Here is a 23,104-nt window from a genome sequence, read left to right on the forward strand (position 1 = left end):
AGCCCGGCCATGGTTGGACGGGCTTGGTTTGTATCGTTGGCTTTGAGGTTACAGCCTCGCGGCCGGAGTCAGACGAACCGTCACCCGGAACACAAACGCCACCAGCGCCACGAGGCGCGGGGAATGGCTTGTATGTGAGCGGGTGTATTCATCTGTATATCTAAATCTCAAGTACTTAATCTTCTGGCTAAATCTTTCGAACTAGCGTGCTGCGACCCAAAGGGCTGCTGCATCAATGGAGTCTACTATAGCATCGACATCCAGAGTGTGCACGCTCTGGCCCTCGTTGTAGCCATAGGGTACGGCTAGGACCGAGCACCCGGCAGCGCGCGCCGATAAGGCGTCGTTAATCGAATCGCCCACCGCACAGGTACGAACGGGCTGGGAGCCCAGAAGCGAGCAGGCGTGGAGCATCGGCGCCGGATGGGGTTTTCGCTCAGGCAGGGTGTCACCGCAGACGACGCCGTCCATGAAGCGCAACAGTCCGGTTCGCTCCAGCAGCGGCATGGTGAACTCGGTGTTTTTGTTGGTCACGACGGCCATTTTCAGGCCCATGCTCTGGATGCGTTCGAGCCCGGGGATCACGCCGTCAAAAATGATGGCGTTGTCGCCGTTGATCTTGTGATACTCGGCGTAGTAAATGTCGCGGCCACGTAAAAACAACTCTTCGGAGGCGGGCTTGCCACCCTGGGCGGTTGCCAGGATGCGGCGCATCAGGTTGTCAGAGCCTTTGCCGATATAGGTCGAAATCTCGGCTTGCGGCATGGTGGCAAAGTCAAGCTGCGTCAGCATGGCGTTGACTGCGATCGCCAGGTCGGGGATGGTGTCCATCAATGTACCGTCAAGATCCAGCAAGACGGCGTCGTAGGATTTGGATGCGGGCATTTATTTTTACTACCTAGGTTGTTGATCGGCGAGAGCGATTTGAGTGCGCATTTCCTGAATGACGCGGGCATAGTCTGGTTGACCAAAAATTGCTGAGCCTGCGACAAAGGTATCCGCGCCGGCGGCACGAATGGCGCCAATATTATCGGTTTTCACGCCGCCATCGACTTCGAGCGCGATCGGTTGTCCACCTGCTCGCGTATGGGCATCGATCAGCGCGCGTGCCTGGCGAAGCTTGGCGAGTGTCCCGGGGATAAAACTTTGGCCGCCAAAGCCTGGATTCACGGACATCAGCAAAATAATGTCGACCTTGTGCATCACATGAGCGAGGCACTCCAGCGGGGTGGCGGGATTAAAAACCAGCCCTGCCTGACAACCTTGGTCGCGGATCAGCGAGAGGGTGCGATCGACGTGGCGGGAGGCTTCCGGATGAAAAGTGATCACATTGGCGCCCGCCTTGGCGAACATCGGGATCAGGCTATCGACTGGTTCGACCATAAGATGCACGTCGATGGGAACCTGCACATGGGGGCGAATAGCCTCACAAACCATCGGGCCAATCGTCAGGTTGGGAACGTAATGGTTGTCCATGACGTCAAAATGGATCCAGTCAGCACCGGCAGCCACAACATTTCTAACTTCTTCTCCCAGTCGGGCGAAGTCCGCAGATAAAATACTGGGCGCGAGGCGGGCGTTCGGTAAAGTGTGAGTTTCTGGCATGATGGTCGAGCACCGAGTCTGGGTGACCCTCATTATTGCAGTTTTCTTTGGATGTGCTTGTGAAACCTTTTGAGCTCTCAGTCGCGGTTGAACCGCATTTTGTGCCGGAGCAGTCTGATCCGGGCAAACAACAGTTTGTGTTCGCCTATAAAGTCCGGATCACCAATACTGGTGAGCGTCCGGCACAAGTCATCAGTCGCCACTGGATCATCACGGATGGTGAACAGGGCGAGCACGAAGTGCGCGGCTTGGGTGTGGTGGGACAACAACCTTTGCTGGGACCTGGCGAGACCTTTGAGTACACCAGTGGCTGCCCGCTTAAAACACCGGTAGGTACGATGCGTGGCAGCTACCATTGCGTGGGTGAAAACGGCGTGCCCTTTGAGGTGGATATTCCTGAGTTCGTGTTGGCCATGCCCAGAACCCTGCATTGACACTGCATTGAGCATCGACGCGTTCAGTTGTCTTGCGGTAACCGTTGCATTAAACATTGATTGAGATAGAGCAATGCAAAAAAGAGCTTTTCGTCTGGGTTTGGCTGCGATCGTTGTCCTGATTGCAGGATGTTCGACGGTGTCGACGCCACCGGAATCAGCCGAGCCAGGTGTGGCCACCCCGGATGCGCCGCTCACGGTCCCCGGCATCGGTGCGTTGCCAGATAGCGCTCCCCGTGCTTTGCAGGGAAAGTTTGTGGCGGCGAGCTGGTCTGATTTGCCAGGCTGGAATAATGACGATCTGCGTAATGTCTGGACAACCTTTGTGCGAAATTGCCGGGGGCTGATGCGTCCGACCTCCACCAATCTGGCCGGACCGACCCGTGCGACTCCGCGAGCCTGGCAGCCAGTGTGCGCCGCGGCACTTGATCCCAAGCGTGCGCCTGCCGCCAATGATCCTCAGGCAGTGCGCCGTTTCATTCAGACATGGCTTGCGCCCTGGCGTTTGCAGGGGCCTGATGGCAAGCCAGCGTCCAATATCGTCACGGGGTACTACGAGCCTCTTGTTAAGGGCTCACGCACAAAAGGGGGCGCCTATCAGTGGCCGCTGTATACCGTACCTGCCGATCTGCTGACGATTGATCTGGGACGGGTGTATCCCGAGCTCGCTGGCAAACGCGTGCGCGGCAAACTCGAGGGTAAACGCGTGGTGCCCTATGACAGCCGCGCCGCACTTGAGTCCTCAGGTCGACGCCCCCCTGCGATCGTCTATGTGGACGACCCCGTGGATAATTTCTTTTTGCAGGTTCAGGGCTCGGGCCGTGTGCAGCTCCCTGACGGAAAAACCATACGTGTGGCGTATGCCGATCACAACGGGCATCCATACGTGTCGATCGGAAAGTGGTTAGCCGACAAGGGCGAGGTCCCCCTCGCGCAGACTTCGATGCAAAACATTCGTGCCTGGGCCAAACGCAATCCTAATCGTGTCCAGGAAATGTTGAATGCCAACCCCGCACTGGTTTTTTTCCAGGAAGAGCCTGTCACGGATCCGGAGATCGGACCAAAGGGTGCCTACGGTATCCCGCTCATGGCGCAGCGATCGATTGCGATCGACACGAATTTCGTGCCGCTCGGAACACCAGTATTTTTGGCAACCACCATGCCGTCTTCAAAAGATCCCCTCAACCGACTGGTTTTTGCCCAGGATACGGGAACGGCGATCCGCGGTCCCGCGCGTGCGGATTTTTATTGGGGATTTGGCGAGGCGGCTGGCAATATGGCAGGACGCATGAAGCAGCAGGGTCAAATGTGGGTGTTGTGGCCCAAACAAGCCGGCCAACCTTCGGCGCGATGAGATGAACATTTTATGAGCGACCCAATCGTCGTCTGCGGGACAGGCATCGTTGGTCTGGCGACCGCTCTGGCGTTTGCCCGTCGGGGCGAGCGTGCGACATTGCTCGGACCCAAGCGCAGCTTCGAGCCCGCACGCGCTGAGGAATTTCACGCGCGCGTGTATGCGATTTCTCCGTCCAGTCAGCGATTCCTTGCTGAGTTGGGCGTTTGGGGATTGTTGGATGCCAAGCGGCTGACTGCGGTCGAGGCGATGGAAATTCATGGCGATGGCGATGGTTTGCTGAATTTAAACGCCTGGCAGACGGCGCAGACCGAACTCGCCTGGATCGTCGAGTCGCTTGAGATCGAGCGCGTCCTGACGCAAGCGGTTCAGATGTTTGGGGTGTCCTGGGTGCCTGAAAAATTTGCCACCTATGCGCCAGGGCGGATCACGACTGAGCAGGGCTCTGTACTGGAGGCGGAGTTGTTTGTGGCGGCTGATGGTGCGCAATCGCCTTTGCGCGCTGCGGCAGGCGCGCCTGTGACGGTCCGACCCTACGGCGCGACCGGGCTGGTGGCGCATTTCAACTGTCAACTCCCGCATCAGGGGACGGCGCTGCAGTGGTTTACCTCTGAGGGGGTGTTGGCGTTGTTGCCCATGCCCACGACAACGCAGGGACCCCAAGTCTCGATGGTGTGGTCCGCGAAAGAGTCCATGGCGAACGAAGTGTTGTCGATGTCCGCGCCAGAGCAGTCCAAGTATTTGAGTGCGAAACTCAATGAAATGACGGCATCGCGTCTTGGCGCGCTGACCATGCGCAGTCCCTTGCATGGTTTTCCCTTGAGTTTGAATCAGTCTCCGATGATCGCCGAGGGTTTGGCGCTTGCGGGCGATGCGGCTCACCGCCTGCACCCCTTGGCAGGCCAGGGTTTAAACCTCGGTTTGGGGGATGTCGAGGCGCTTGTTGATACCATAGTGGGTCGCGAGTCTTTTCGCAGTCCTGGTGATGCGATGCTCTTGAGGCGTTATCGCCGCGCGCGCGCCGAGCCTGTGCTGGCCATGCGCTTGGTGACCGATGGTTTGTTTCGTTTGTTTGATGCCCGGCAAGCACCCGTAGTCTGGTTGCGCAATGCCGGTATGAATGTGGTTGAAAAACTGCCTTTTATCAAGCGCCAGTTAATTGAAGGTGCCTCTCGTTAGGAGCAGTCATGATTAAGCGTTTTTTGTTAGGGTTGACCGTGCTGTGCGCGACGTCTTTTACGGCGTCTTCCTTCGCTCAAGGCGCGCCTTCCGCAGCGGGCGCAGGGACCACGGATGCCAAGTCCAAGGCCGTGCAAAAACTGTTCGAGCAACGTTTTGACAATCCGTCGATTACGGCGGTGCGGCCGACGCCTTATGGTTTGTATGAAGTTCAGCTGGGCCCCGATCTTGTTTACACAGACGAAAAAGTGACCTTTGTATTTGATGGCACGTTGATTGATGCAAAAACGCGTCAGGACTATACGCGAGAGCGTCTGGACGCGATTTCACGCGTGCCCTTTGATCAGCTGCCCTTCGAGCTAGCGATGAAGCAAGTCAAGGGTGATGGTTCGCGCAAGCTTGCCATTTTCGAAGATCCTAATTGCGGCTATTGCAAACTCTTGCGAAAGTCCCTGGGTGAAATTGATAATCTGACGGTTTACACTTTCCCGTTCCCGATTTTGTCACCCGACTCGACCCAAAAAGTGAAAAATGTCTGGTGCGCAAGCGATCGCGCAGCCACTTGGGATGCTTGGATGCTCAAGGGTCAAGTTCCGCCTAAAGCGGATTGCGAGGTGCCGATCGATGAGATGGTCGCCTTGGGTAAAAAGCTCATGGTGCGTGGCACGCCCGCTTTGTTTTTTGCCGACGGCAGTCGGGTGGGTGGAGCAATCCCGAAAGATGAAATTGAAAAGCGTTTGAAGTAAACCAAATCATATTGAACATTCATCCAATTAGATTCAACCGGAGATAGACATGCGTATTGCCGTACTCGATGATTACTTGAAAGTGGCCAAAGGGATGGCCAACTGGGACTCTCTTAAGGCTGAGATCACTTTTTTCAATGAATTCATTCAACCCGAAAAAATGGCTGCCACGCTTGCGCCCTTTGATGTTGTGGTCGCGATGCGTGAGCGCTCGGCTTTCCCGGCTTCACTGATCGAGGCGTTACCCAATCTCAAACTGTTGGTGACAACGGGTCTGCGTAATAACTCGATCGACCTGGACGCTTGCCGTAAGAAAGGCGTGGTGGTTTCGGGCTCACCCGGCGACCCACTGAGCACAGGGGCGACCGCCGAGTTGTCCTGGGCGTTACTGCTGGCCTTGTTTAAAAAGATTCCCCAGGAAGATGCCAACATGAGAAAGGGGTTGTGGCAGACTTCGATGCCGCCAACGATCAAAGGCAAGCGTCTCGGATTGTTGGGTGTCGGCAATCTGGGTCAGCAGGTTGGTCGCGTGGGTCTCGCTTTCGGAATGGATGTCGTGGCCTGGAGCCCCAATCTGACTGCGGAGCGTGCCGCCGAGGCGGGTGTGAAACTGGTGAGCAAAGAAGAGCTCTTTAAAACATCAGATGCGATCAGTATCCATCTCGTGCTAAGCGAGCGCACGCGCAAGATCGTGGATGCGGCTTGTATTCAGTCAATGAAACCGACTGCGTATCTGGTGAACACTTCGCGCGCGGGCCTGGTGGATCTGGATGCCCTGAAAGCCGCGCTTGAACAAGGCAAGATTGGTGGTGCCGGTCTGGATGTATACGCCTCAGAGCCTGTGACGGCCAATGATCCCTGGCGCCAAGTGCCGCGTACAGTGCTGACACCACATTTGGGTTACGCGACACCTGAGAACTTTGCGGTGTTTTACAAGAACGTCGTGGCCAATATCGGGGCCTTTGCAGCCGGTGCTCCCACCCGTGTGCTGACCTGATGCAACCCGTTCTGCCGGTCCATATCGTCGCGCGCATTCTGCTGGTTTTATTGCTGGCGGCAGGCGTTTATTTTTTTAGTGGCTTTGTGGTGCCGGTGCTGGCAGCCCTGATTGTGGGGTTTGCCAGCTGGCCGCTTTACTCGCGCTGGGTGGATGTGTGCGGCGGGCGCACAACGCTTGCCGCAAGCGGTGCACTTGTTTTTATTACGCTCGTGTTGATCATCCCGCTCTCGGCCGCACTTTATTTTGCGATCAATGAGGTCAGTCACTTGTTGAGCTGGTTGATCGCTGCGAACAAAGATGGCGTGAGCGCGCCGGCCTGGATTTCGGCCCTGCCTTTGGTGGGTGAGCGTTTGGGGGGGTACTGGGACGAATATCTGGGGCAGCCGCATGCCTTGGGCAGCATGATCGAGATGGTGAGCGGTCAGCATATCGGCAACATTTATCGTCTGATCTTGTCCACGACCGGCAATGTGTTCCATATTCTGCTGACGCTGCTTTTCATGTTGATCACACTTTTGTTTGTCTATAAAGACGGACACCGCATGGTCGGTCAGCTGGATATTCTGGGCGAGCGTGTGTTGCCGCAACGGTGGCAGCATTTTTCGCGGGTGATTCCTGCCACGATTAGTGCGACAGTCACAGGCATGGGTTTAATCGCGATTGGCGAAGGTGTAGTCCTTGGCGTGGCGTACTGGATCGCCGACGTCCCCTCGCCCGTGTTGCTGGGTGTGATCACTGCTGTGATGGCGATGATCCCGGGTGGTGCGCCCCTGTCTTTTACGCTTGTTTCGCTTTATCTGGTGGGTTCGGGTGAACCTTTGACCGGGGCCGCGTTGTTTGCGTGGGGCTCCATCGAGTTATTCATCGTCGATAAGACCTTGCGCCCCCGACTCGTGGGCGGACCGGTCAAATTGCCGTTTTTACCGACGTTTTTTGGTTTGGTGGGTGGCGTCACGACAATGGGTTTTGTCGGACTGTTTATTGGCCCGGTTTTGATGGCCCTGATCGTCGCATTGTGGCGGGAGTGGGTATCTGAGGTGCAGTCAAGCACCGAACAACCGCCTAGCTGACACTTTTAATCGGGGGCAGGAGATCCGTGCCCTCGAACATGGCGATCAGGTCGCTCAAAGACTTGGCTTGCATCTTGCTCAATACGCGTGCGCGGTGAAGTTTGATCGTTGCGGCCGCCGAACCACTCATCTCCGCGATTTCTTTGTTCGAGCGACCCGAGATGATTTCGCTGCAGACTTCTTTTTCTCGAGGTGTCAGCAGCTCGTAGCGTTGCTGGATGTTGAGCGAGCGCAGCAACAAAGCGTGTTGCTCGGCATCTTTGGCAAGACCGCTATCCACGGCGCGCAGCAAAGATTCCATTGAAAAAGGCTTGAGCAGGAAATCCGCTGCGCCTTGCTTCATCGCGCGAACGATTTGTGCAGGCAAGCTTTCGCCGCTGATAAAAATAATCGGCGTGCGCCATTTGTTGGCGATGAGCTCGGCTTGTACCTCGACCCCAGATTTTCCAGGCATGCGCATATCGAGCAGAACGACGGCCGGTGAGATCGGCACAGCACCTTTTAAAAAATCATCTGGTGCCTCGTAGACGCTGACCGTATAGCCCAAGCGCTCCAATGTGCCAGAAAGTGCGCGTCGAATGGACGCATCATCATCAATTAAATAGATATGACCTGAGCCTGTAGTATCCACGCTGCACCAAAAATAGTGTGATGACTCTGAGTAGAGCAATCGACGAAAGCGGAGAGTGCTAACGCCGTTTGATCCTTGCGCTTACATCTTGCAGCTGAACATTACAAAACTTTTCAATTCGTGGATATACGCCATTCAGGGTATTCAATTGCAAAAGGGCTCGATCCTTTTCTTTTTTGTAAACGTTTAATCAGGCATTTTCTCTGCTGGTTAGAGGGTCTGTACCTCTGGGCGACCTGTGTCGACACCAAACTTGCGCAAAGTAAAGACCTCTGAATTTGGATCGCGAATATTTTTAACCGCACGTAATGTGGTGGTCAGAGTGTGTTGCTGCACGTCCACAACACCGTAGCCTCGATACTCAGCATTGGCATATAAGAAATAAGGACTGTTTTGCAGGATCTTTGCCAGCTCAGCCTCGGTCGCGCGGTTGCGGGAGGTGATGCTGGTTCCGCAAAACTCCACGCCAACAGTCTGACTGTCTGGGCGGGCGTAGTCCGACAGTATCCGACCCACCCAGTTTTGGTGCACATCGCCACCGAGAACCACGGGATTTTTCAGACGTGTCGTGCGGATGGAATCAATGAGTCGCTGCCGCGCCGCAGGGTAGCCACCCCAGCCGTCATTCCAGACACTTGGTGTGGCGCCCCCCATGTTGCGCGGCCCGAGCAGACTTTGCTGACCGATGAGATTCCAATGGGTTTGACTGCGTTCGAACTGGCGCTTGAGCCAACCCTCTTGTTGTTCGCCCAGAAGCGTGCGGTATTCCTGGTTCAAGAGCGCACATTGATCCGGATTGATCCTTCCTCCGCCTGCTCGATCGCCCGGGGTACATGCCTGGCGGTGTCTGTACTGGCGGTTGTCCAAGTTGTAGAGGGTGGCTAAGCGACCGAATTGAGTGCTTCCAAAGACCGTTACCTGATCCCCTTGCTGCTTAAGGAGCTGCGCGAAATCAGCGTGGCGAACAGGCATATTTTCATAAAAGGCCTGATAGGCTGATCGTCTGCGGGCTGCAAAGTCCGGCACAGGGGCGCCTGAAAAACCAGCGTGCAACTCCGCATAATCGTTCTGCACTTCGTGGTCATCCCAGGTCACAATCCATGGGCATGCTGCATGCATGGCTTGCAGGTGGGGATCGGACTTGTGCAGGGCATAGCGCGCGCGATAATCGTCCAGGGTGAGCACCCATCCGCCCGTGGTGACTCTCACGTCGCGAGACGGCGAAGCAGGGTATTCGTAAATGTAGTCTCCCAGAAATATGACGACATCGAGATTTTGTCCCCGCATGTCCCGGTATGCAGAATAGAAACCATCGCCCCAGCGTTGGCAGGAAGCATAGGCCAGTCGCAGGCGAGAGGCGGCCTGGTCGGGAGCGGGAAATGTACGGGTCCTTCCGGTTGGACTCGTGACGTCGCCCGCGATGAACCGATAGAAGTACTCCCGGGCGGGTGAAAGTCCTGAAACTTCGGCGTGCAGGGAGTGACCCAGCTCAGGCGTGGCGGTCAGCTGACCTTGTTGTGCGATTCGAGTGAATTGTTCGTCGTGAGCGAGCTGCCAAGCTACCGGGACGTGCGCGTGCGCTCTGCCTGTTTGTGCCAGCGCTTCGGATCCCAAGCGCGTCCAGAGCACCATGGAGTCGCTGGTGGGAGAGCCGCTCGCGACCCCGAGCGTAAAGGGATCGGTCGACCAGCGATCGGTAGAGTGGTGTTTGCCTGAAGCGGAACCGGCTGATACGCTCCCCCTCCCCCAGCTCGCACTGGGCAAGCTGATCAGTGCCGCCGAGGCGGCACCCAGGCCGAGTAGTTGGCGGCGTCGCACGTGTCCTTGAGCGCGTGAGTGGGTGCGTCAGTGAGCGCGTCAGTGATCCGAGCGCAGCAGCTTTTCGGTGTAAGCGATCGCGAGCGCGGACAATACAAAAGCGAGGTGAATAATCGTCTGCCACATCATGGTTGAGTCTTCCATGCTCGGGGCATTGATAAAAGTTTTCAGCAAATGAATCGACGAGATCCCGATAATGGCTGTGGCGAGCTTGACCTTGAGAACGCCCGCATTGACATGCGAGAGCCATTCAGGCTGATCAGGATGGTCTTTGAGGTCGAGCCTCGAGACAAAGGTTTCCCAGCCTCCCACGATCACCATGACCAGCAGGTTTGAAATCATCACAACGTCAATCAGACCGAGCACGATGAGCATGAGCTCGGTCTCTGTCACGGTTTTTTCAATGGCCATCATGCCAATGAGGTGAATCAATTCTTTCCAGAACTGCCAGACGTAGATGCCTTGGGCAACGATCAGGCCAAGATAGAGTGGGGCCTGAAGCCAGCGGCTCATGAAAATCCAGCGTGGCAGGGTACGCATCGTGCTTTGTTTCTGAGTCATTTTTTGTGAGGTTAAAAGGAATAAGCGGCGAGAATTAAATCATATTTCAATGCTGAAATTGCGATGTTCAAGTCGGAAAAGTCCCGGGTAAAAGAATGCTTTTGTCGACTGTCTCAATGTCCGTTCGACCGCAAAACGCCATCGTCAGGTCGAGTTCTTTATGGATCATTTCAAGCACTTTGGTGACGCCAGGACCACCCATGGCGCCTAGACCGTACAAAAAGGCTCGCCCAATGTAGCAACCCTGCGCACCAAGCGCACGGGCCTTGAGCACATCCTGGCCGCTTCGAATGCCGCCGTCCATGTGGACCTCGATTTGCTTACCGACGGCATCGACAATCGCGGGCAGACACTGGATGCTGGACTCCGCACCGTCCAGTTGCCGACCGCCGTGGTTACTGACGATCAATGCGTCAGCGCCACTATTCAGGGCCAGACGCGCATCCTCGGGGTCCTGGATGCCTTTCAGGATGAGTTTGCCGCCCCATAATTTTTTGATCCATTCAACATCATTCCAATTCAGCGCGGGATCAAACTGAGACGCGGTCCACTCGCTGAGTTTGCTCATATCGGAGACACCTTTGACATGGCCGACAATATTGCCAAACTGGCGGCGGGGGGTGCCCAGCATGCCAAGTGCCCAACGCGGTTTAGTGGCGATGTCGAGGATATTGGCGAGTGTCATTTTCGGAGGGGCGCTCAGACCGTTTTTGAGGTCTTTGTGACGCTGACCGAGAATTTGAAGATCCAGTGTCAGGACGAGCGCGGAGCAATTGGCGCGTTTAGCCCGCTCGATCAGGCGCTCGATGAAGTCCCGGTCTTTCATGACGTAAAGCTGGAACCAGAAGGGATGATGATTGGTGCCCTCGGCGACATCCTCGATCGAACAAATACTCATGGTCGAAAGGGTGAAGGGTACGCCAAAGTCTCTGGCTGCCCGGGCGGCCAGAATCTCGCCGTCCGCATGTTGCATGCCTGTCAGACCCGTGGGGGCGATCGCGACCGGCATGGCGACCTGTTGACCAATCATGGTTGTCGCGGTTGAACGATTCTCCATGTTGACCAAAATGCGTTGACGCAGTTTGATTTTTTGGAAATCGCTCTCGTTGGCACGATACGTGCTCTCAGTCCAAGAGCCCGAGTCCGCGTAATCGTAAAACATGCGTGGCACACGTTTTTTAGCCAGAACGCGTAGATCTTCGACGTTGGTAATCACAGCCATGGTGCATGGTCTCCGGACATGAGTGCATGAATGAACCAAAGTGGTGCATGCGTTGAGTGATTCAGCGCAGTAGCTAGAGTTTAACGGGCGCGGATTGTTTCTGCAGGTTATTTTCAACAACTCCCGCCAGGGATGTGTTTTCAAGGAGTGTTTGATGGGAAAGAAAAAATTAGGACTTTTAGGCGTGATCGCCGCATCGAGTGCGCCGGCGCACGCGCATCCGGGCCATGGCACGAGTCTGCTGGAGGATCTTTTTCATACGATGACTTCCGCGGATCATTTTCCAATCACAATGATTGCGGTGATTGCGCTCGTCACGGGCCTTTTGATTTGGCAGAGCCGACGCTAACACAGCCGCGCAGTCAGAATTCAGGTCTGGGTGGAGGCGCGACGTTTCAGCCAGTCTGGCCAGGAAGCCTGGTTGATGATGAGTACGCCAAGCATGGTGATAAAAATCCCCATGAGGACGGTGGGTGTCATGGGCTCGTCAAACAAGATCCAGGCCATGATCGCGGTGGTGGGCGGCACAAGATACATCATGCTGCTGACTTTGGTGGCGTCTCCACGACGCAGCAAAATAAACCAAAGACTCATGGCGCCAATCGAGATTGCGAGGATTCCCCATAGCATCGCACCAATCATGGGTACGGTCCATTGAATCTCGCGCGTTTCGAAAAGAAACATCATGATCACGCACAACAGCGTGCTGATTGAAAACTGAATGACGGACCCTGTGCGCAGATCAAATGACGGGCAAAAACGCTTTTGATAGAGCGTGCCTGAGGTAATCGCGAACATGCCGCCAAAAGCCAGGAGGATACTTGCGAGAGACAGGCCTTCGAGGCGGATATTGGTGAATAGCACCAGGGCCACACCCGTCAGGCCCAGAAACAAACCCAACCACTGCCGCGGTGTGACGTGTTCGGAGACAAAGGAGGCGAGCAGTCCTGTCAAAATGGGTTGCAGGCCGATGATCAGCGCGGCCAGTCCCGCGGGCATGCCAAGTTTGACGGCGGCCCATACGCCACCGAGGTAACCAAACTGGAAAAGCGCTCCGGCAATCGCGATGTGCCAGACTTGACGGCCTCGCGGCCAGGGGGCTTTAAGCCACAGCACGATCGGGATCATGCAAAGCACGACCGCGCCAAAGCGGATTGCTAAAAAGGTCATCGGCTCGGAATAGGGCATACCGTAGCGGGCGATGATGAAGCCGGTGCTCCAGATCAGGATAAAAACCGGGGTAAACCAAAAGGTGCTTGTCATAGGCAAGAGTGTACGTCCAGATGACGATCTGTCGAGACGGTTTGAGTCATGTTACGCTGCCTGTACCTTCTGAACGCTCCCCATGAACAATACACCGGCCCCTGCAGAACTGATTGACTCGCGTTATGCGTTTTGGCGCCTTGTGATCGCATTGCTTGCGATGTTGATGGGCAGCAGCTCCATGTTCGTGGTGGCAGTCGTTTTACCTGAAGTGCAGGCCGAGTTCGGTGTTTCACGCTCGGATGCCTCGTTGCCCTACACCTTGATGATGATCGGGTTCGGCGTTGGTGGCGTCTACATGGGCAAAATCGCGGATCGTTTCGGGGTCACGATTTCCCTGCTAATCGGTTCAGCAGGTATTTTGATCGGTTTTACGTGGGCGGGCTTGAGCACAAGCATCATGGGATTTGCGCTGGCGCACGGTCTTTTCTTGGGTTTGCTGGGGACATCTTCGACTTTTGCGCCTTTGGTGGCGGATACCTCCTTGTGGTGGAACAAAAGACGCGGCATCGCTGTCGCGGTCTGCGCGAGCGGCAATTACGTAGCCGGCGCTGTGTGGCCTTATCTCGCGCAATGGGGCGTGACCACGATTGGCTGGCGTGAAACTTATCTCTGGATGGGGGTGGTGTGTGGTGTCGGGATGGGTATTTTGGCCCTGTTTTTGAGAAGGCGTCCCCCACTGAACGTGCCGTCGACCTCGGCGGCGTCTAACGTTTTTTCCTCGACGCGACCTTTTGGATTGAGTATGGGTCAGGCCCAGACACTCCTGATTATTGCGGGTCTCGCCTGCTGCGTCGCCATGTCCATGCCCCAGGTGCATATCGTCGCCTATTGTGTGGATCTCGGTTACGGGGCGGCCCGCGGTGCGGAGATGCTGTCGCTGATGTTGGCGTGTGGTGTCGTGAGCCGACTGATTTCGGGTGTTATTTGCGATAGGATCGGTGGGATCCGGACGTTGTTGCTGGGCTCATCGTTGCAGGGGATCGCGCTGCTGATGTTTTTGCCCTTTGATGGTCTGGTATCGCTGTATCTGATCGCGGCAACGTTTGGCTTGTTTCAAGGTGGAATCGTCCCGTCTTACGCGATCATTATCCGTGAGCACTTTCCCGCAGCTGAAACAGGAAAACGCGTGGGGTCGGTCATCATGGCCACCATGCTCGGGATGGCGTTAGGCGGCTGGATGTCTGGAAAAATATTTGACATCACGGGGTCTTACAAGGTCGCCATGATCAATGGTTTGATCTGGAACGCGCTCAATCTTTCGATCGCCGTCTGGCTGTTCTGGCGCTTGAGACGCCAGACTATCAGTCTGTCAGGTAAATCGTTTGGCTAGGACCAGCTGGTAGCGCTGTTCGAGTTCATCGGGTGAGGCGACACTCACGCCGAGGTCGCGCGCCAAGCCGTCTTCGACACCGTAGACCCATCCATGCACCGTGACGGGTTGGTTTCGATGCCAAGCATCCTGGACGCTGGTGGTTTGGCAAACGTTGACGACCTGTTCGATCACGTTGAGTTCGCACAGGCGATTGAGTCTCTCGGTGTGGTTGGTGAGTCGACCGAGATAGGTGCCATGTTTGTCGTGGACATCTTTGACATGACGGATCCAGTTGTCGGCCAGACCGATACGAAAATTTTCCATCGCGGCTCGCACGCCACCACAGCCGTAATGACCGACGACGATGATGTGTTTGACCTTGAGCTGGTCAATCGCGAACTGAATGACTGAAAGCGCGTTGAGATCCGTATGGACGACAACGTTGGCGATGTTTCTGTGGACAAACACTTCGCCTGGCGCGAGACCCGTGATCTGGTTGGCGGGCACGCGAGAGTCCGAGCAGCCGATCCACAGGTACTCGGGTGATTGTTGGTTAGCCAAGCGATTGAAAAAGTCAGGATCGCTTTTGATGACGGACGCGACCCATTCCCTGTTATTCTCAAAAAGCTGGGTGAGTTCGTGCGGGTTGCTCGCTTTGGTGGTCGTTGGATTCGTCATAGAGATAGGCGTTGTTTATGTCGCGTCAGGCGTTTTCAAGGCTTCATGTCACTGGCTTGCTTGACTACCGCTTCCAGCATTGAAAACGACTCATTGTCGCGCAAATTGACGCGCGTAATTTTGACGCCTGCATCGATTTCGATTCCAAGTGGCGAAGCGAACTGAACATAGGCATTCCCTACGACTCGCACGTCACGCTCCTCCGGTGTCAGAACAAACTTGATGTTGTCCGTCATGTTTCTCGCGTAATCGTCGTTGATCAGTGTGAGCAACATTTGTTCTCTGCGAGAGTCGAGATTGTGGCGTATGCAAACGACTTCGTCGCGATCAGGAACAACACGTAAACGGCTTTGCGAACATGCGCTCATGAGATTGTTTTTGACCTGTACCGTGGACATGTTTTTGAAAACAACTTCTACTGGCCGTTCAGGGATCACGACCCGAGTCTCTTTTTTCTTTTCGCTGTCGGTCGAACTACAACCGATCGCCAGAGAGAGGAGCGTTGCGCCAAGAACGGATTGAAAAAGTACGCGAAGAGAGGATCGCAGTGTGCGTGGCATAAGGTGTTCCATGAACTAGAGTGTTTGTCCACCGTCTACGACGATGGTTTGCCCGGTGATCCAGGCGCCCAGGTCACTCACGAGGAAAGCAACAACCTGACCGATTTCCTCAGGTTTTCCATAGCGACCAAAAGGAATTTTGGCCAGCGTGGCTTCGTATAGTTTCGGGTTGTCGCGTTTAGCTTTGTCCCAGTTGCCGCCTTCGAAAATGACTGATCCTGGTGCGATACAGTTTACGCGTATGTTTTTCTTGGCGTAGGACAACGCTTGTGTTTGCGTATATTCCATCATCGCGGCTTTGATCGCACCATAAGGCACCGAGCGCACGGTCGCCTTGAGGCCGGAAATTGACGAAATATGAATGATATTTCCGCCCTGTTTTTCAAGGAAAGGCAGGGCTGCGGCACTGGCGCGCACGGCCGCCATCAGGTCGATTTGCACGCTTGCCGCCCAGTCCTCTTCATTATCCTGGCGACCAAAGGCTGAGGCATTATTCACCAGAATATCGATGCCACCGAGCTCGGAGGCAGAGTGATTGACCCAGGATTTGATCGCATTGGCATCGCCCAAGTCGCATGCGGTTGTCAGGACGCGACCGCCATACTGGGAGAGTGTTTGTTGCGCCTCGGCTAGGGAGCTTGGTGTGCGGGCGCATATGGAGACATCCGCCCCGGCTTTCGCAAAGCATTGAGCGATTCCAAAACCGATACCCCGACTTCCGCCGGCGATTAGCGCTCTTTTGCCTTTCAAATCGATCTGCATCATGACAATTTCCTAGTTCAAATGTACTTGGGCAGTGTAATCGCTGCAGAAAAAAAATGGCCCCCGAAGGGGCCATTTGGCAGTGACAGAACGGGTTGGTTGTTCTGTGACTTTTAGTGTGCTTCGGCGGCGGCTTTGGCTTTCTTGGCTTTTGCGTTGCCAACCAGCAGGACGCCCACGATGGCGATAATAATCACACCCCAATACAGAATGGTGGAGGTGCTGTTACCAGCATGGACGTGATTTCCATGACGCAGGGTATGTTGATTGGCGCTGCCGTCGTGGTGCTTTACACAATGTTTGGTGGTATGTGGTCTGTGGCACTCACGACTTTTGTCCAGATGATTGTCATCATTATCGGACTGTTGCTAGTCACCAACTTTGCAACCGAGCAAGCCGGTGGTTTATCCAATGTGCTTGCGAAAGCATCGGCTGAGGGCAAATTTGAATTTTTGCCTTCTTTCGAGATCTGGGACATGCTGGGGTGGATGGCGGCACTGGTGACGATGGCTTTGGGTTCCATTCCACAGCAAGATGTTTTTCAGCGCGTGAATTCTTCGCGCAACGAGCAGATTGCCGTGTGGGCGACGACCTTGGGCGGAGTTTCATATTTCTTTTTCGCGTCTGTTCCATTGCTGCTTGCCTATACGGCCAACATCATCGATCCGAAGATGGTTGCTGATTTGATCAACACGGATTCGCAGTTGATCTTGCCAACCTTGATCATGAATCACATGCCGTTTTATATGCAGGTGATTTTTTTTGGTGCATTGATCTCTGTCATCATGAGTACAGCCTCGGGCACCTTGCTCGCACCTTCGATCACATTTACTGAAAATATTTTGAAGGGCTTTGCGCCACACATGACCGACAGGCAGTTGTTGTGGTCGACTCGGATCACTGTGCTGGTCTTTAGCTGTATGGTGACCTTTTATGCTGTGGCAACGGAAGCCACCATTCACACAATGGTAGAAAATGCTTACCGGATCACGCTCGCAGGCGCATTCGTACCACTTGCGGCAGGTCTGTTCTGGAAGCGCGCCAGTAACCTGGGTGCTGCGTTTGCCATTTTGTTTGGTCTATCGACATGGATCATTTTGGAAATTACAGGCGTTGATGTGCCCGTGCCTCCTCAGCTCTTCGGTCTGTTCGCGAGCTTGGGCGGAATGATCCTGGGTTCATACATCACACCGAATAAAAAACATTTGCATACATAGTTTGCATCTTGCAAGAAATAGTTTGCAGCACGTGCGCAGTGATACCGTTACAATGAGTGCCGAATGAAACCACGTGGGAGTCAACCATGGGGACACATTTTGCGCGACTGTGGCGCTCAATCAATTACAGTTTTCGGCAGTTCTTGCGACGTACGCATTTAAGCAGGCTGCCAAATACATTCTCAACGTCTGACCAGGCTGTCAATCCAAGCATTGCAAATGATGCGTTGGCAACAGTGATCATTCCTGCGCTGAATGAAGAGAAAGCGATCGCTTCTGTGATTCAGTATGCGTTGAGCGATCCCGCGACGGGCGAAGTGCTTGTGATCGATGATAGTTCGATTGATCGAACAGTCGAAATCGCGCGCGCCGCAGGCGCAACAGTGATGACCAGTACGATGCTTGGCAAGGGTATGTCCATGCGAGATGGCGTGGGCGCGGCGCGTCATGAATTTGTTGTGTTTTTAGATGGCGATTTGTCAGGCTTGCAGCCCGGCATCATTTCTGACATGGTCGCACCACTCAGAAAAAATGAAGCCGATTTCGTGAAAGCAAAGTTTGGGCGAGGTGGTGGGCGCGTCACAGAGTTGACGGCCAAGCCGATGCTCAAAGTTTTTTTCCCGGAGCTTGCACATTTTTCCCAACCCTTGGGGGGCATTATTTCTGGTCGCGTGAGCTTGTTCAGAAATTTGACTTTCGAAGCAGGTTACGGCGTGGATATTGGTTTGCTGATTGATGCGTTTCGCAAGGGCGCAAGGCTTGCCGAGGTCGATATCGGCTCTTTAGAGCATGAGAGTCAGGCCCTTGCTGACTTGACCTCCATGGCGTTTGAGGTCTCTCGGGTCATTCATCATTATTCGCGCGAGGCGGGTCGACTGCATGTCGAGCAGATTAATGAAATGTACGAGAATCAACGCCAGGCGATTGCGTCTTTTGAGTACGTGTTGACGCGCCAAAAGGATCGCACCAAGTTGCTCTTGCTCGATATGGATGAAACGATTTGCGAAGAACGTTACATCGACATGCTTGCGCAAGCGGCGGGTGTCGAGAGTGAATTGCGCGCGATCAGTCATGAGAGCGATCTGAGCGATCGGGAGCGTTGTCAGCGTATCGCTGCCTTATTCAAGTTTGTTCATCGCAGTCAGTTCGAAAAAATTGCGATGGGGTTGACACTGAAACCCGGTGTGATTGAATGTGTCAATCAGATGCGGCGAGAGGGTTTCATGGTGGGTTTGCTTTCGAATCAATTTTTCGCAGGCACTGAAATCATGAGAAAGCGAATTTTTGCAGACTTTGCGCTCGCGCATGTCTTACAGTTTCAAAATGATATTTGCATGGGACATGTGCTGCTGAACGAAGCATTTTTAAACGATCATGACCGAACGGATGACTCTGTGCGTCAAGTGAATGTGCTCGTTCAGTTCAGGGCTAAAACAAGTGCGCCCTTCTTTAAAGAAATCTGGGTGATTAGTAGCGGGAATGATCACATCGATTTATTGACGCGTGCAGATCGTGCTTTTGTGATTGAGCCTGTGAGTCATGATTATTCGAGTTGTCCCACTATTCAGCAGGTCCGGTCATTTTCCGAGATACAGCTAACTGTCTAGTGTTTAAACCACCTGCGCGGATTGGTGGTTGCCAGGATCACGCTGCCATAGGCGGCCATCGCAAGAGCCGAGGCAGCGAAAAACCAGGTGAGTGATGATGTCGTGTGCAGGATGGCCCAGCCACCGAGCACGGCGATGATCAGGCGCAGTACGCCCGAGGCGAGTGGCCAGACAAGTTTTCTGGCACCTTGCGCCGCGAAATACAGTGTGAAACCCATGCCGAAAAAGCCAAAAAAAGGTCCGACAATCTGAAGGTAGGCCGCACCCGCTGCGATCATTTCAGGGTCTTCGCCGAACAGACGCATCCAGCTGTGTGGCCAGATGGCAGCGGCCAGTCCGACTGACTCTGCAACGACAAAAGCCATCGCGCCGCCTGTCAGTGCAATGCGCAAAGCGCGCTCGGGCTGTTTGGCGCCCAGGTTGGAGGCCACCATCGCGACAAGCGGCGCACCAATTCCAAATGCTACCGGGAAAATCAGGTATTCGAGTCTGGCGGCGGTGCCATAGCCTGCGAGTGCCGCCGTGCCGAGATAAGCACCGACCAGCGCGGTGGTGGAAGCGATCAGTCCATTGGTGAGAAGTGGGTTGAGGGTGGCTAAGCCACCCACGCCCAGGATATTGCGCATCGGTGACCAGCTCAGCGGCCCTTTTTGAAGGCGTGCCAGATTGCGACCTGAAACAACATACCAAAATAAAATTGCGGTGCCGCTTGCGTAATAGACCACCAGAGCCCACCCAGCGCCTGCGATGCCAAGCGCGGGCAAGGGCCCCCACCCAAATATCAGCAGAGGAGAAATCGGAACCAGCAATAAGGCCCCACCAGAGATCACAATGCCTGGAGTGAACATATTTCCGGAGCCGCGGATGATGCTGGCCAGGGCATTCATGATCCACATGAGAATCAGTCCAGGAAAGGCGATATTTGCGTAGGCCATTGCCGCCGCGAGTGATGCGTCTTTGGCGCCCATCAGTTCAAAAAGAGGTTTGCTGAAGGTGACCAGTAGCGCCGAACAAATGATACCAAGCGCAGTGTTGAGCACCACTGCGTGCAGGGCGAGACTATTTGCTTGAGCGTGACTGTTTGCGCCAAGCGCTCGTGCAACCGCCGATGAAATCCCCCCTCCCATCGCACCCTGTGACATGCTTTGCATCAGCATCAGGATGGGCAGAACCAGAGCGGCACCCGCCAAGGCGTCGATGCCAAGTTTGGACAGGAACCATGCCTCGATAAACCCGGTGCTTGACTGAGCGAGCATCATGACCAGGTTGGGCCAGGCCAGGCTCAGTAGGGTGAGGAAGATCGGTCCCTTTAGCATCGCTTCCAGCCGCGCATTGCCAGGTTTGGGAGTCGGGGAAGTATTGCTCGCTGTGTTGCTCACGGTAAGTTCTGTGTTGTCCGCTTGTTATTTTGAATGTGTGCTTGAGCGAGCATACTAGATATCTAAAAATTCCCGAAAAAAGTCGCCAGTGTTAGTACAACGCCTAGAGTGATGAGTGGAAAGACAAGTGTGACCATCGCAATATGCGAATAGGCTTGGCGGTGAGTTAGTTGGCAGATGCCCAGCAAGGTGATCACGGCTCCATTATGAGGCAAGGTATCCATGCAGCCCGATGCCATGACGGCGATACGGTGCAAAAGCTCGGGGCTCATACCAAGCGCAAGCGCACGGGCCAGATAGTCAGAACCGAGTGTCTGCAGCGCGATAGAGAGCCCTCCTGAAGCCGAGCCGGTGATGCCGGCCAGTACGTTGACCGCAACGGCTTCGCTAATGAGAGGGTTACCAGGTGCGATGCTGAGGACAAACTCCCGAATCAGCAAGAAGCCACTCAAGCTGGCGATGACTGAACCATAGCCCACCTCTGAGGCGGTGTTCAGGATCGGCAGCATTGATCCCTTGGCACCTTCGTTGAGTGCCTCGTTGGCCTGAGTAAACGTAAGCGAGTTGAGCACTTGGGTAGCATACAAGTACAGCACGCCAGCGCTCAGTGCGATGATGATGGCCCAGAGGCCGGACACGGAGCTCAGGGTCGTCAGCCCGAAGCTGGCGTGTGTGAGGAATTCTGGTTGCCACGCAGGTAGCCACCATTTGGCCATCAGGAGGTTGGTGCCGGCCATGAGCAGGATGGGTATCAAGGCAACAGTCAGCCTGGTGGACGGGACCATAGCAGGGGTGGATGCTTGGAGCGTGGTGGTGTCGGATGTTGGCGAGGGCTCGTTGGATCGCTTGCTTTGCCGGGTAAGCCACCACATGCCCAGCGAGGCCATCAACAGGCTGCCGATGATGCCGAGTCCAGGGGCGGCAAACGCATCGGTACCGAAAAAGGGGCTGGGGATTGAGTTCTGTACCGAAGGTGTCCCGGGCAGGGCGGTCATGGTGAAAGTAAACGCGCCCAGCGCGATCGCGCCCGGGAGTAAGTTTTTAGAGATCTGCGCACGCTCAAACAGTGATTTGCCGATGGGGAACATCATGAAGGCAACAACGAACAGTGAAACGCCCCCGTATGTCAAAAGGGCGCAGGCAACCACCACGGCAAGAATAGCCCTGCGCGGGCCGAGTTTCTCTGTGATGGCATTGGCGAGCGCAAGCGCGTAGCCTGTAGTCTCCATGAGCCGTCCGAAGACTGAGCCAAGCAAAAAAAGCGGAAAGTACTGAATCAGGTAGCCACCCATCGCCTTCATGAAGACCTGGGTATAGACAGGGAGAAGGGACTGAATATCGCCATTGAGCACGACTGCGAGAAGCGCCATGGTAGGTGCCAAAATGAGCACACTCATGCCTCGATACGCCAGATACATCAGCAAACCGAGAGAAAGCAAAATCGAGAGCAGTTCCATGGAGACCCTTTGCAACAAAAGTTCTTGAGCCTAGCATGGGGATGTTTCGCCGAGACTCTGTGGCATGAAACATATGTAACAAAAAACAAGGTGATCAACCGAAGGATTGATCACCTTTTATCCATCTTCTGGTAAGAAGAATCGGCCTTGATGTGCGGGCCGCTCTGAAGATACGGCGACCTGTTAACGGTAATCAACAGTTACACATGAACAACCTGTAGATCGATTAGAGTCTTTTTTTACCTATCTGCATAATATTGATTTAATCTATATCCATCTATTAAACAGATGGATGTGGATGATGGAGCTCAGGCAACTTAGATATTTTGTCGCGATCGCAGAGCATGGCACGTTTTCCAAAGCAGCCAGCAAGGTTCATATTGCCCAGTCCGCGCTGAGTCATCAGCTTGCCCAGCTCGAAGAAGAACTGGGCGCAGCACTTTTTCTGCGTTCGCGTCGAGGCGTGACGTTAACCGAAGCGGGGGCGCTTTTTCATGTACATGCGCTCTCAATCCTCAGGCAGGTCGCAGATGCGCAGGCAAGCGTATCCAGCTTGCTCAAAGCGCCCTCAGGACGCGTGATTTTTGGATTGCCCCACAGCGTGTCTCACGCACTGGCTTTGCCACTGATCGCAGCGGTCCGTCAGTCATTGCCAATGGTGAATCTGGAGTTAACCGAAGAGTTGACCGGGAATCTGACCCAGCAGCTGCAGGCGGGCTCATTGCATTTGTCCATTTTGTTTGATGATGGGCAGCTCGATGATTTTTTATCCGAGGTGCTGGTGTCAGAGCGCATGTCCCTGATTTATCCGACGACTGATAAAGCTCGGCGAGGTAAAACGTCGGTATCGTTTAAAGAGGCCTTGAGTCAGCCCCTGATCTTGCCCGCCCAACCACATGGCGTGCGTCCCATCATCGAAGATGCTGCTCTGAAAGCCGGTCTGCAACCTCCCAACGTATTGGCTGACATCAGTTCCATCAGTATTTTGCGAAATTCTTTGCTGGCTGGTATGGGACAAACCATTTTGCCGGTCATGCCACTCAAGGCAGAAATAGAAAGTGGCTTACTGTCGAGTCTGCCGATTCGCTCGCCCGAGGTGACGCGTCGGGTCGCACTGTGTCGAGCCCGTCACATTCCTTTGTCAACGGCTGCGCAAGCCGTCAGTGAAGTCGCCAAGCGTGTCATGAAAGAGTTGTGCCAGAAAAAAATCTGGGTGGATGCGACGTTTATTGGGTGAAATGACTCG

At 54.7% G+C, this 23,104-nt stretch carries 23 protein-coding genes; 11 read left to right on the forward strand and 12 right to left on the reverse strand.

Going from position 1 to position 23,104, the window contains the following annotated elements; genetic code table 11:
• Positions 1–201: 201 nt before the first annotated feature.
• Positions 202–885 (reverse strand): phosphoglycolate phosphatase, encoded by a 684-nt coding sequence (locus QWY30_RS12435; protein WP_290241513.1) that lies wholly within the window; start codon positions 883–885, stop codon positions 202–204.
• Between the two features lie 9 nt (positions 886–894).
• Positions 895–1,605, reverse strand: coding sequence for a ribulose-phosphate 3-epimerase (rpe, locus tag QWY30_RS12440; RefSeq protein ID WP_290241515.1), 711 nt, complete (start codon positions 1,603–1,605; stop codon positions 895–897).
• Positions 1,606–1,664: 59 nt separating this feature from the next.
• Between rpe and apaG the strand changes: the two genes are divergently transcribed.
• The 6 genes from apaG to QWY30_RS12470 all read left to right on the forward strand — a co-directional run bounded on the left by apaG (position 1,665) and on the right by QWY30_RS12470 (position 7,388).
• On the forward strand, positions 1,665–2,039 hold the full coding sequence (gene apaG / locus QWY30_RS12445) for a Co2+/Mg2+ efflux facilitator ApaG/CorD (RefSeq protein WP_290241517.1): 375 nt from the start codon (positions 1,665–1,667) through the stop codon (positions 2,037–2,039).
• A gap of 73 nt (positions 2,040–2,112) precedes the next feature.
• Positions 2,113–3,393 carry a murein transglycosylase A gene (gene mltA / locus QWY30_RS12450; RefSeq protein ID WP_290241518.1) on the forward strand — a complete coding sequence of 427 codons (1,281 nt, stop codon included), beginning with the start codon at positions 2,113–2,115 and terminating at the stop codon, positions 3,391–3,393.
• 12 nt (positions 3,394–3,405) lie between these two features.
• Positions 3,406–4,572: a UbiH/UbiF family hydroxylase gene (locus tag QWY30_RS12455; protein WP_290241519.1), complete on the forward strand. Its 1,167-nt coding sequence runs from the start codon at positions 3,406–3,408 to the stop codon at positions 4,570–4,572.
• An 8-nt stretch (positions 4,573–4,580) separates the two neighbouring features.
• Positions 4,581–5,318, forward strand: coding sequence for a DsbC family protein (locus tag QWY30_RS12460; protein WP_290241521.1), 738 nt, complete (start codon positions 4,581–4,583; stop codon positions 5,316–5,318).
• 49 nt (positions 5,319–5,367) lie between these two features.
• Positions 5,368–6,315 (forward strand): D-2-hydroxyacid dehydrogenase family protein, encoded by a 948-nt coding sequence (locus QWY30_RS12465; RefSeq protein WP_290241523.1) that lies wholly within the window; start codon positions 5,368–5,370, stop codon positions 6,313–6,315.
• Positions 6,312–7,388 (forward strand): AI-2E family transporter, encoded by a 1,077-nt coding sequence (locus QWY30_RS12470; RefSeq protein WP_290241649.1) that lies wholly within the window; start codon positions 6,312–6,314, stop codon positions 7,386–7,388. The genes QWY30_RS12465 and QWY30_RS12470 overlap by 4 nt, the downstream gene beginning before the upstream one ends.
• Here the strand turns inward: QWY30_RS12470 and QWY30_RS12475 are convergent.
• The 4 genes from QWY30_RS12475 to QWY30_RS12490 all read right to left on the reverse strand — a co-directional run bounded on the left by QWY30_RS12475 (position 7,381) and on the right by QWY30_RS12490 (position 11,620).
• The gene (locus QWY30_RS12475) at positions 7,381–8,019 is read right to left on the reverse strand and encodes a response regulator transcription factor (RefSeq protein ID WP_290241525.1); all 639 of its coding nucleotides are present in this window, start codon (positions 8,017–8,019) and stop codon (positions 7,381–7,383) included. The genes QWY30_RS12470 and QWY30_RS12475 overlap by 8 nt on opposite strands.
• A gap of 210 nt (positions 8,020–8,229) precedes the next feature.
• A complete protein-coding gene (locus QWY30_RS12480; RefSeq protein WP_290241528.1) occupies positions 8,230–9,837 on the reverse strand; it encodes an alkaline phosphatase D family protein in 1,608 nt (535 codons plus the stop codon).
• Between the two features lie 39 nt (positions 9,838–9,876).
• Entirely contained in the window at positions 9,877–10,398 is a 522-nt protein-coding gene (locus QWY30_RS12485) for a TIGR00645 family protein (protein ID WP_290241529.1), read from the reverse strand.
• Positions 10,399–10,465: 67 nt separating this feature from the next.
• Complete coding sequence (locus QWY30_RS12490) at positions 10,466–11,620, reverse strand: alpha-hydroxy acid oxidase (protein WP_290241531.1); 1,155 nt, start codon at positions 11,618–11,620, stop codon at positions 10,466–10,468.
• Between the two features lie 154 nt (positions 11,621–11,774).
• Between QWY30_RS12490 and QWY30_RS12495 the strand changes: the two genes are divergently transcribed.
• Positions 11,775–11,969 (forward strand): hypothetical protein, encoded by a 195-nt coding sequence (locus tag QWY30_RS12495; protein WP_290241533.1) that lies wholly within the window; start codon positions 11,775–11,777, stop codon positions 11,967–11,969.
• 20 nt (positions 11,970–11,989) lie between these two features.
• Here QWY30_RS12495 and QWY30_RS12500 read toward each other — a convergent pair whose 3' ends face one another.
• Positions 11,990–12,883 (reverse strand): DMT family transporter, encoded by an 894-nt coding sequence (locus QWY30_RS12500; protein WP_290241535.1) that lies wholly within the window; start codon positions 12,881–12,883, stop codon positions 11,990–11,992.
• Between the two features lie 82 nt (positions 12,884–12,965).
• Between QWY30_RS12500 and QWY30_RS12505 the strand changes: the two genes are divergently transcribed.
• Positions 12,966–14,216: an MFS transporter gene (locus QWY30_RS12505; protein ID WP_290241536.1), complete on the forward strand. Its 1,251-nt coding sequence runs from the start codon at positions 12,966–12,968 to the stop codon at positions 14,214–14,216.
• Here QWY30_RS12505 and can read toward each other — a convergent pair.
• Genes can through QWY30_RS12520 form a run of 3 tightly spaced genes read right to left on the reverse strand, consistent with a single transcriptional unit; the run spans position 14,196 to position 16,201 of the window.
• A complete protein-coding gene (gene can, locus QWY30_RS12510; RefSeq protein ID WP_290241537.1) occupies positions 14,196–14,876 on the reverse strand; it encodes a carbonate dehydratase in 681 nt (226 codons plus the stop codon). The two genes, QWY30_RS12505 and can, sit on opposite strands and share 21 nt — an antisense overlap.
• Before the next feature lie 35 nt (positions 14,877–14,911).
• Positions 14,912–15,436: a hypothetical protein gene (locus QWY30_RS12515; RefSeq protein WP_290241540.1), complete on the reverse strand. Its 525-nt coding sequence runs from the start codon at positions 15,434–15,436 to the stop codon at positions 14,912–14,914.
• Between the two features lie 15 nt (positions 15,437–15,451).
• Entirely contained in the window at positions 15,452–16,201 is a 750-nt protein-coding gene (locus QWY30_RS12520; protein ID WP_290241542.1) for an SDR family NAD(P)-dependent oxidoreductase, read from the reverse strand.
• 230 nt (positions 16,202–16,431) lie between these two features.
• On the opposite strand from QWY30_RS12520, the gene QWY30_RS12525 reads away from it, so the two are divergent.
• Both QWY30_RS12525 and QWY30_RS12530 read left to right on the forward strand, forming a co-directional pair.
• Complete coding sequence (locus QWY30_RS12525; protein WP_290241544.1) at positions 16,432–17,415, forward strand: high affinity choline transporter 1; 984 nt, start codon at positions 16,432–16,434, stop codon at positions 17,413–17,415.
• Between the two features lie 86 nt (positions 17,416–17,501).
• The gene (locus QWY30_RS12530; protein WP_290241546.1) at positions 17,502–19,022 is read left to right on the forward strand and encodes a glycosyltransferase; all 1,521 of its coding nucleotides are present in this window, start codon (positions 17,502–17,504) and stop codon (positions 19,020–19,022) included.
• On the opposite strand, the gene QWY30_RS12535 is transcribed toward QWY30_RS12530, so the two are convergent.
• Positions 19,019–20,338: an MATE family efflux transporter gene (locus tag QWY30_RS12535; protein WP_290241650.1), complete on the reverse strand. Its 1,320-nt coding sequence runs from the start codon at positions 20,336–20,338 to the stop codon at positions 19,019–19,021. The genes QWY30_RS12530 and QWY30_RS12535 overlap by 4 nt on opposite strands.
• Before the next feature lie 125 nt (positions 20,339–20,463).
• Positions 20,464–21,858 (reverse strand): GntP family permease, encoded by a 1,395-nt coding sequence (locus QWY30_RS12540; RefSeq protein ID WP_290241547.1) that lies wholly within the window; start codon positions 21,856–21,858, stop codon positions 20,464–20,466.
• 298 nt (positions 21,859–22,156) lie between these two features.
• On the opposite strand from QWY30_RS12540, the gene QWY30_RS12545 reads away from it, so the two are divergent.
• Positions 22,157–23,095, forward strand: coding sequence for a LysR family transcriptional regulator (locus QWY30_RS12545; protein ID WP_290241549.1), 939 nt, complete (start codon positions 22,157–22,159; stop codon positions 23,093–23,095).
• Positions 23,096–23,104: the final 9 nt, after the last annotated feature.

It is taken from the genome of Zwartia panacis, assembly GCF_030410395.1.
Lineage (GTDB): Bacteria > Pseudomonadota > Gammaproteobacteria > Burkholderiales > Burkholderiaceae_B > Zwartia > Zwartia panacis.

Coding starts and splice junctions, on each gene's coding strand:
- can (WP_290241537.1), bottom strand. CDS start 14,876: ATGACGAATCCAACGACCACCAAAGCGAGCAACCCGCACGAACTCACC.
- QWY30_RS12520 (WP_290241542.1), bottom strand. CDS start 16,201: ATGATGCAGATCGATTTGAAAGGCAAAAGAGCGCTAATCGCCGGCGGA.
- mltA (WP_290241518.1), top strand. CDS start 2,113: ATGCAAAAAAGAGCTTTTCGTCTGGGTTTGGCTGCGATCGTTGTCCTG.
- rpe (WP_290241515.1), bottom strand. CDS start 1,605: ATGCCAGAAACTCACACTTTACCGAACGCCCGCCTCGCGCCCAGTATT.
- QWY30_RS12485 (WP_290241529.1), bottom strand. CDS start 10,398: ATGACTCAGAAACAAAGCACGATGCGTACCCTGCCACGCTGGATTTTC.
- QWY30_RS12535 (WP_290241650.1), bottom strand. CDS start 20,338: ATGCTAAAGGGACCGATCTTCCTCACCCTACTGAGCCTGGCCTGGCCC.
- QWY30_RS12515 (WP_290241540.1), bottom strand. CDS start 15,436: ATGCCACGCACACTGCGATCCTCTCTTCGCGTACTTTTTCAATCCGTT.
- QWY30_RS12505 (WP_290241536.1), top strand. CDS start 12,966: ATGAACAATACACCGGCCCCTGCAGAACTGATTGACTCGCGTTATGCG.
- QWY30_RS12465 (WP_290241523.1), top strand. CDS start 5,368: ATGCGTATTGCCGTACTCGATGATTACTTGAAAGTGGCCAAAGGGATG.
- QWY30_RS12435 (WP_290241513.1), bottom strand. CDS start 885: ATGCCCGCATCCAAATCCTACGACGCCGTCTTGCTGGATCTTGACGGT.
- QWY30_RS12525 (WP_290241544.1), top strand. CDS start 16,432: ATGGACGTGATTTCCATGACGCAGGGTATGTTGATTGGCGCTGCCGTC.
- QWY30_RS12495 (WP_290241533.1), top strand. CDS start 11,775: ATGGGAAAGAAAAAATTAGGACTTTTAGGCGTGATCGCCGCATCGAGT.
- QWY30_RS12460 (WP_290241521.1), top strand. CDS start 4,581: ATGATTAAGCGTTTTTTGTTAGGGTTGACCGTGCTGTGCGCGACGTCT.
- QWY30_RS12545 (WP_290241549.1), top strand. CDS start 22,157: ATGATGGAGCTCAGGCAACTTAGATATTTTGTCGCGATCGCAGAGCAT.
- QWY30_RS12455 (WP_290241519.1), top strand. CDS start 3,406: ATGAGCGACCCAATCGTCGTCTGCGGGACAGGCATCGTTGGTCTGGCG.
- QWY30_RS12540 (WP_290241547.1), bottom strand. CDS start 21,858: ATGGAACTGCTCTCGATTTTGCTTTCTCTCGGTTTGCTGATGTATCTG.
- QWY30_RS12500 (WP_290241535.1), bottom strand. CDS start 12,883: ATGACAAGCACCTTTTGGTTTACCCCGGTTTTTATCCTGATCTGGAGC.
- QWY30_RS12490 (WP_290241531.1), bottom strand. CDS start 11,620: ATGGCTGTGATTACCAACGTCGAAGATCTACGCGTTCTGGCTAAAAAA.
- QWY30_RS12530 (WP_290241546.1), top strand. CDS start 17,502: ATGGGGACACATTTTGCGCGACTGTGGCGCTCAATCAATTACAGTTTT.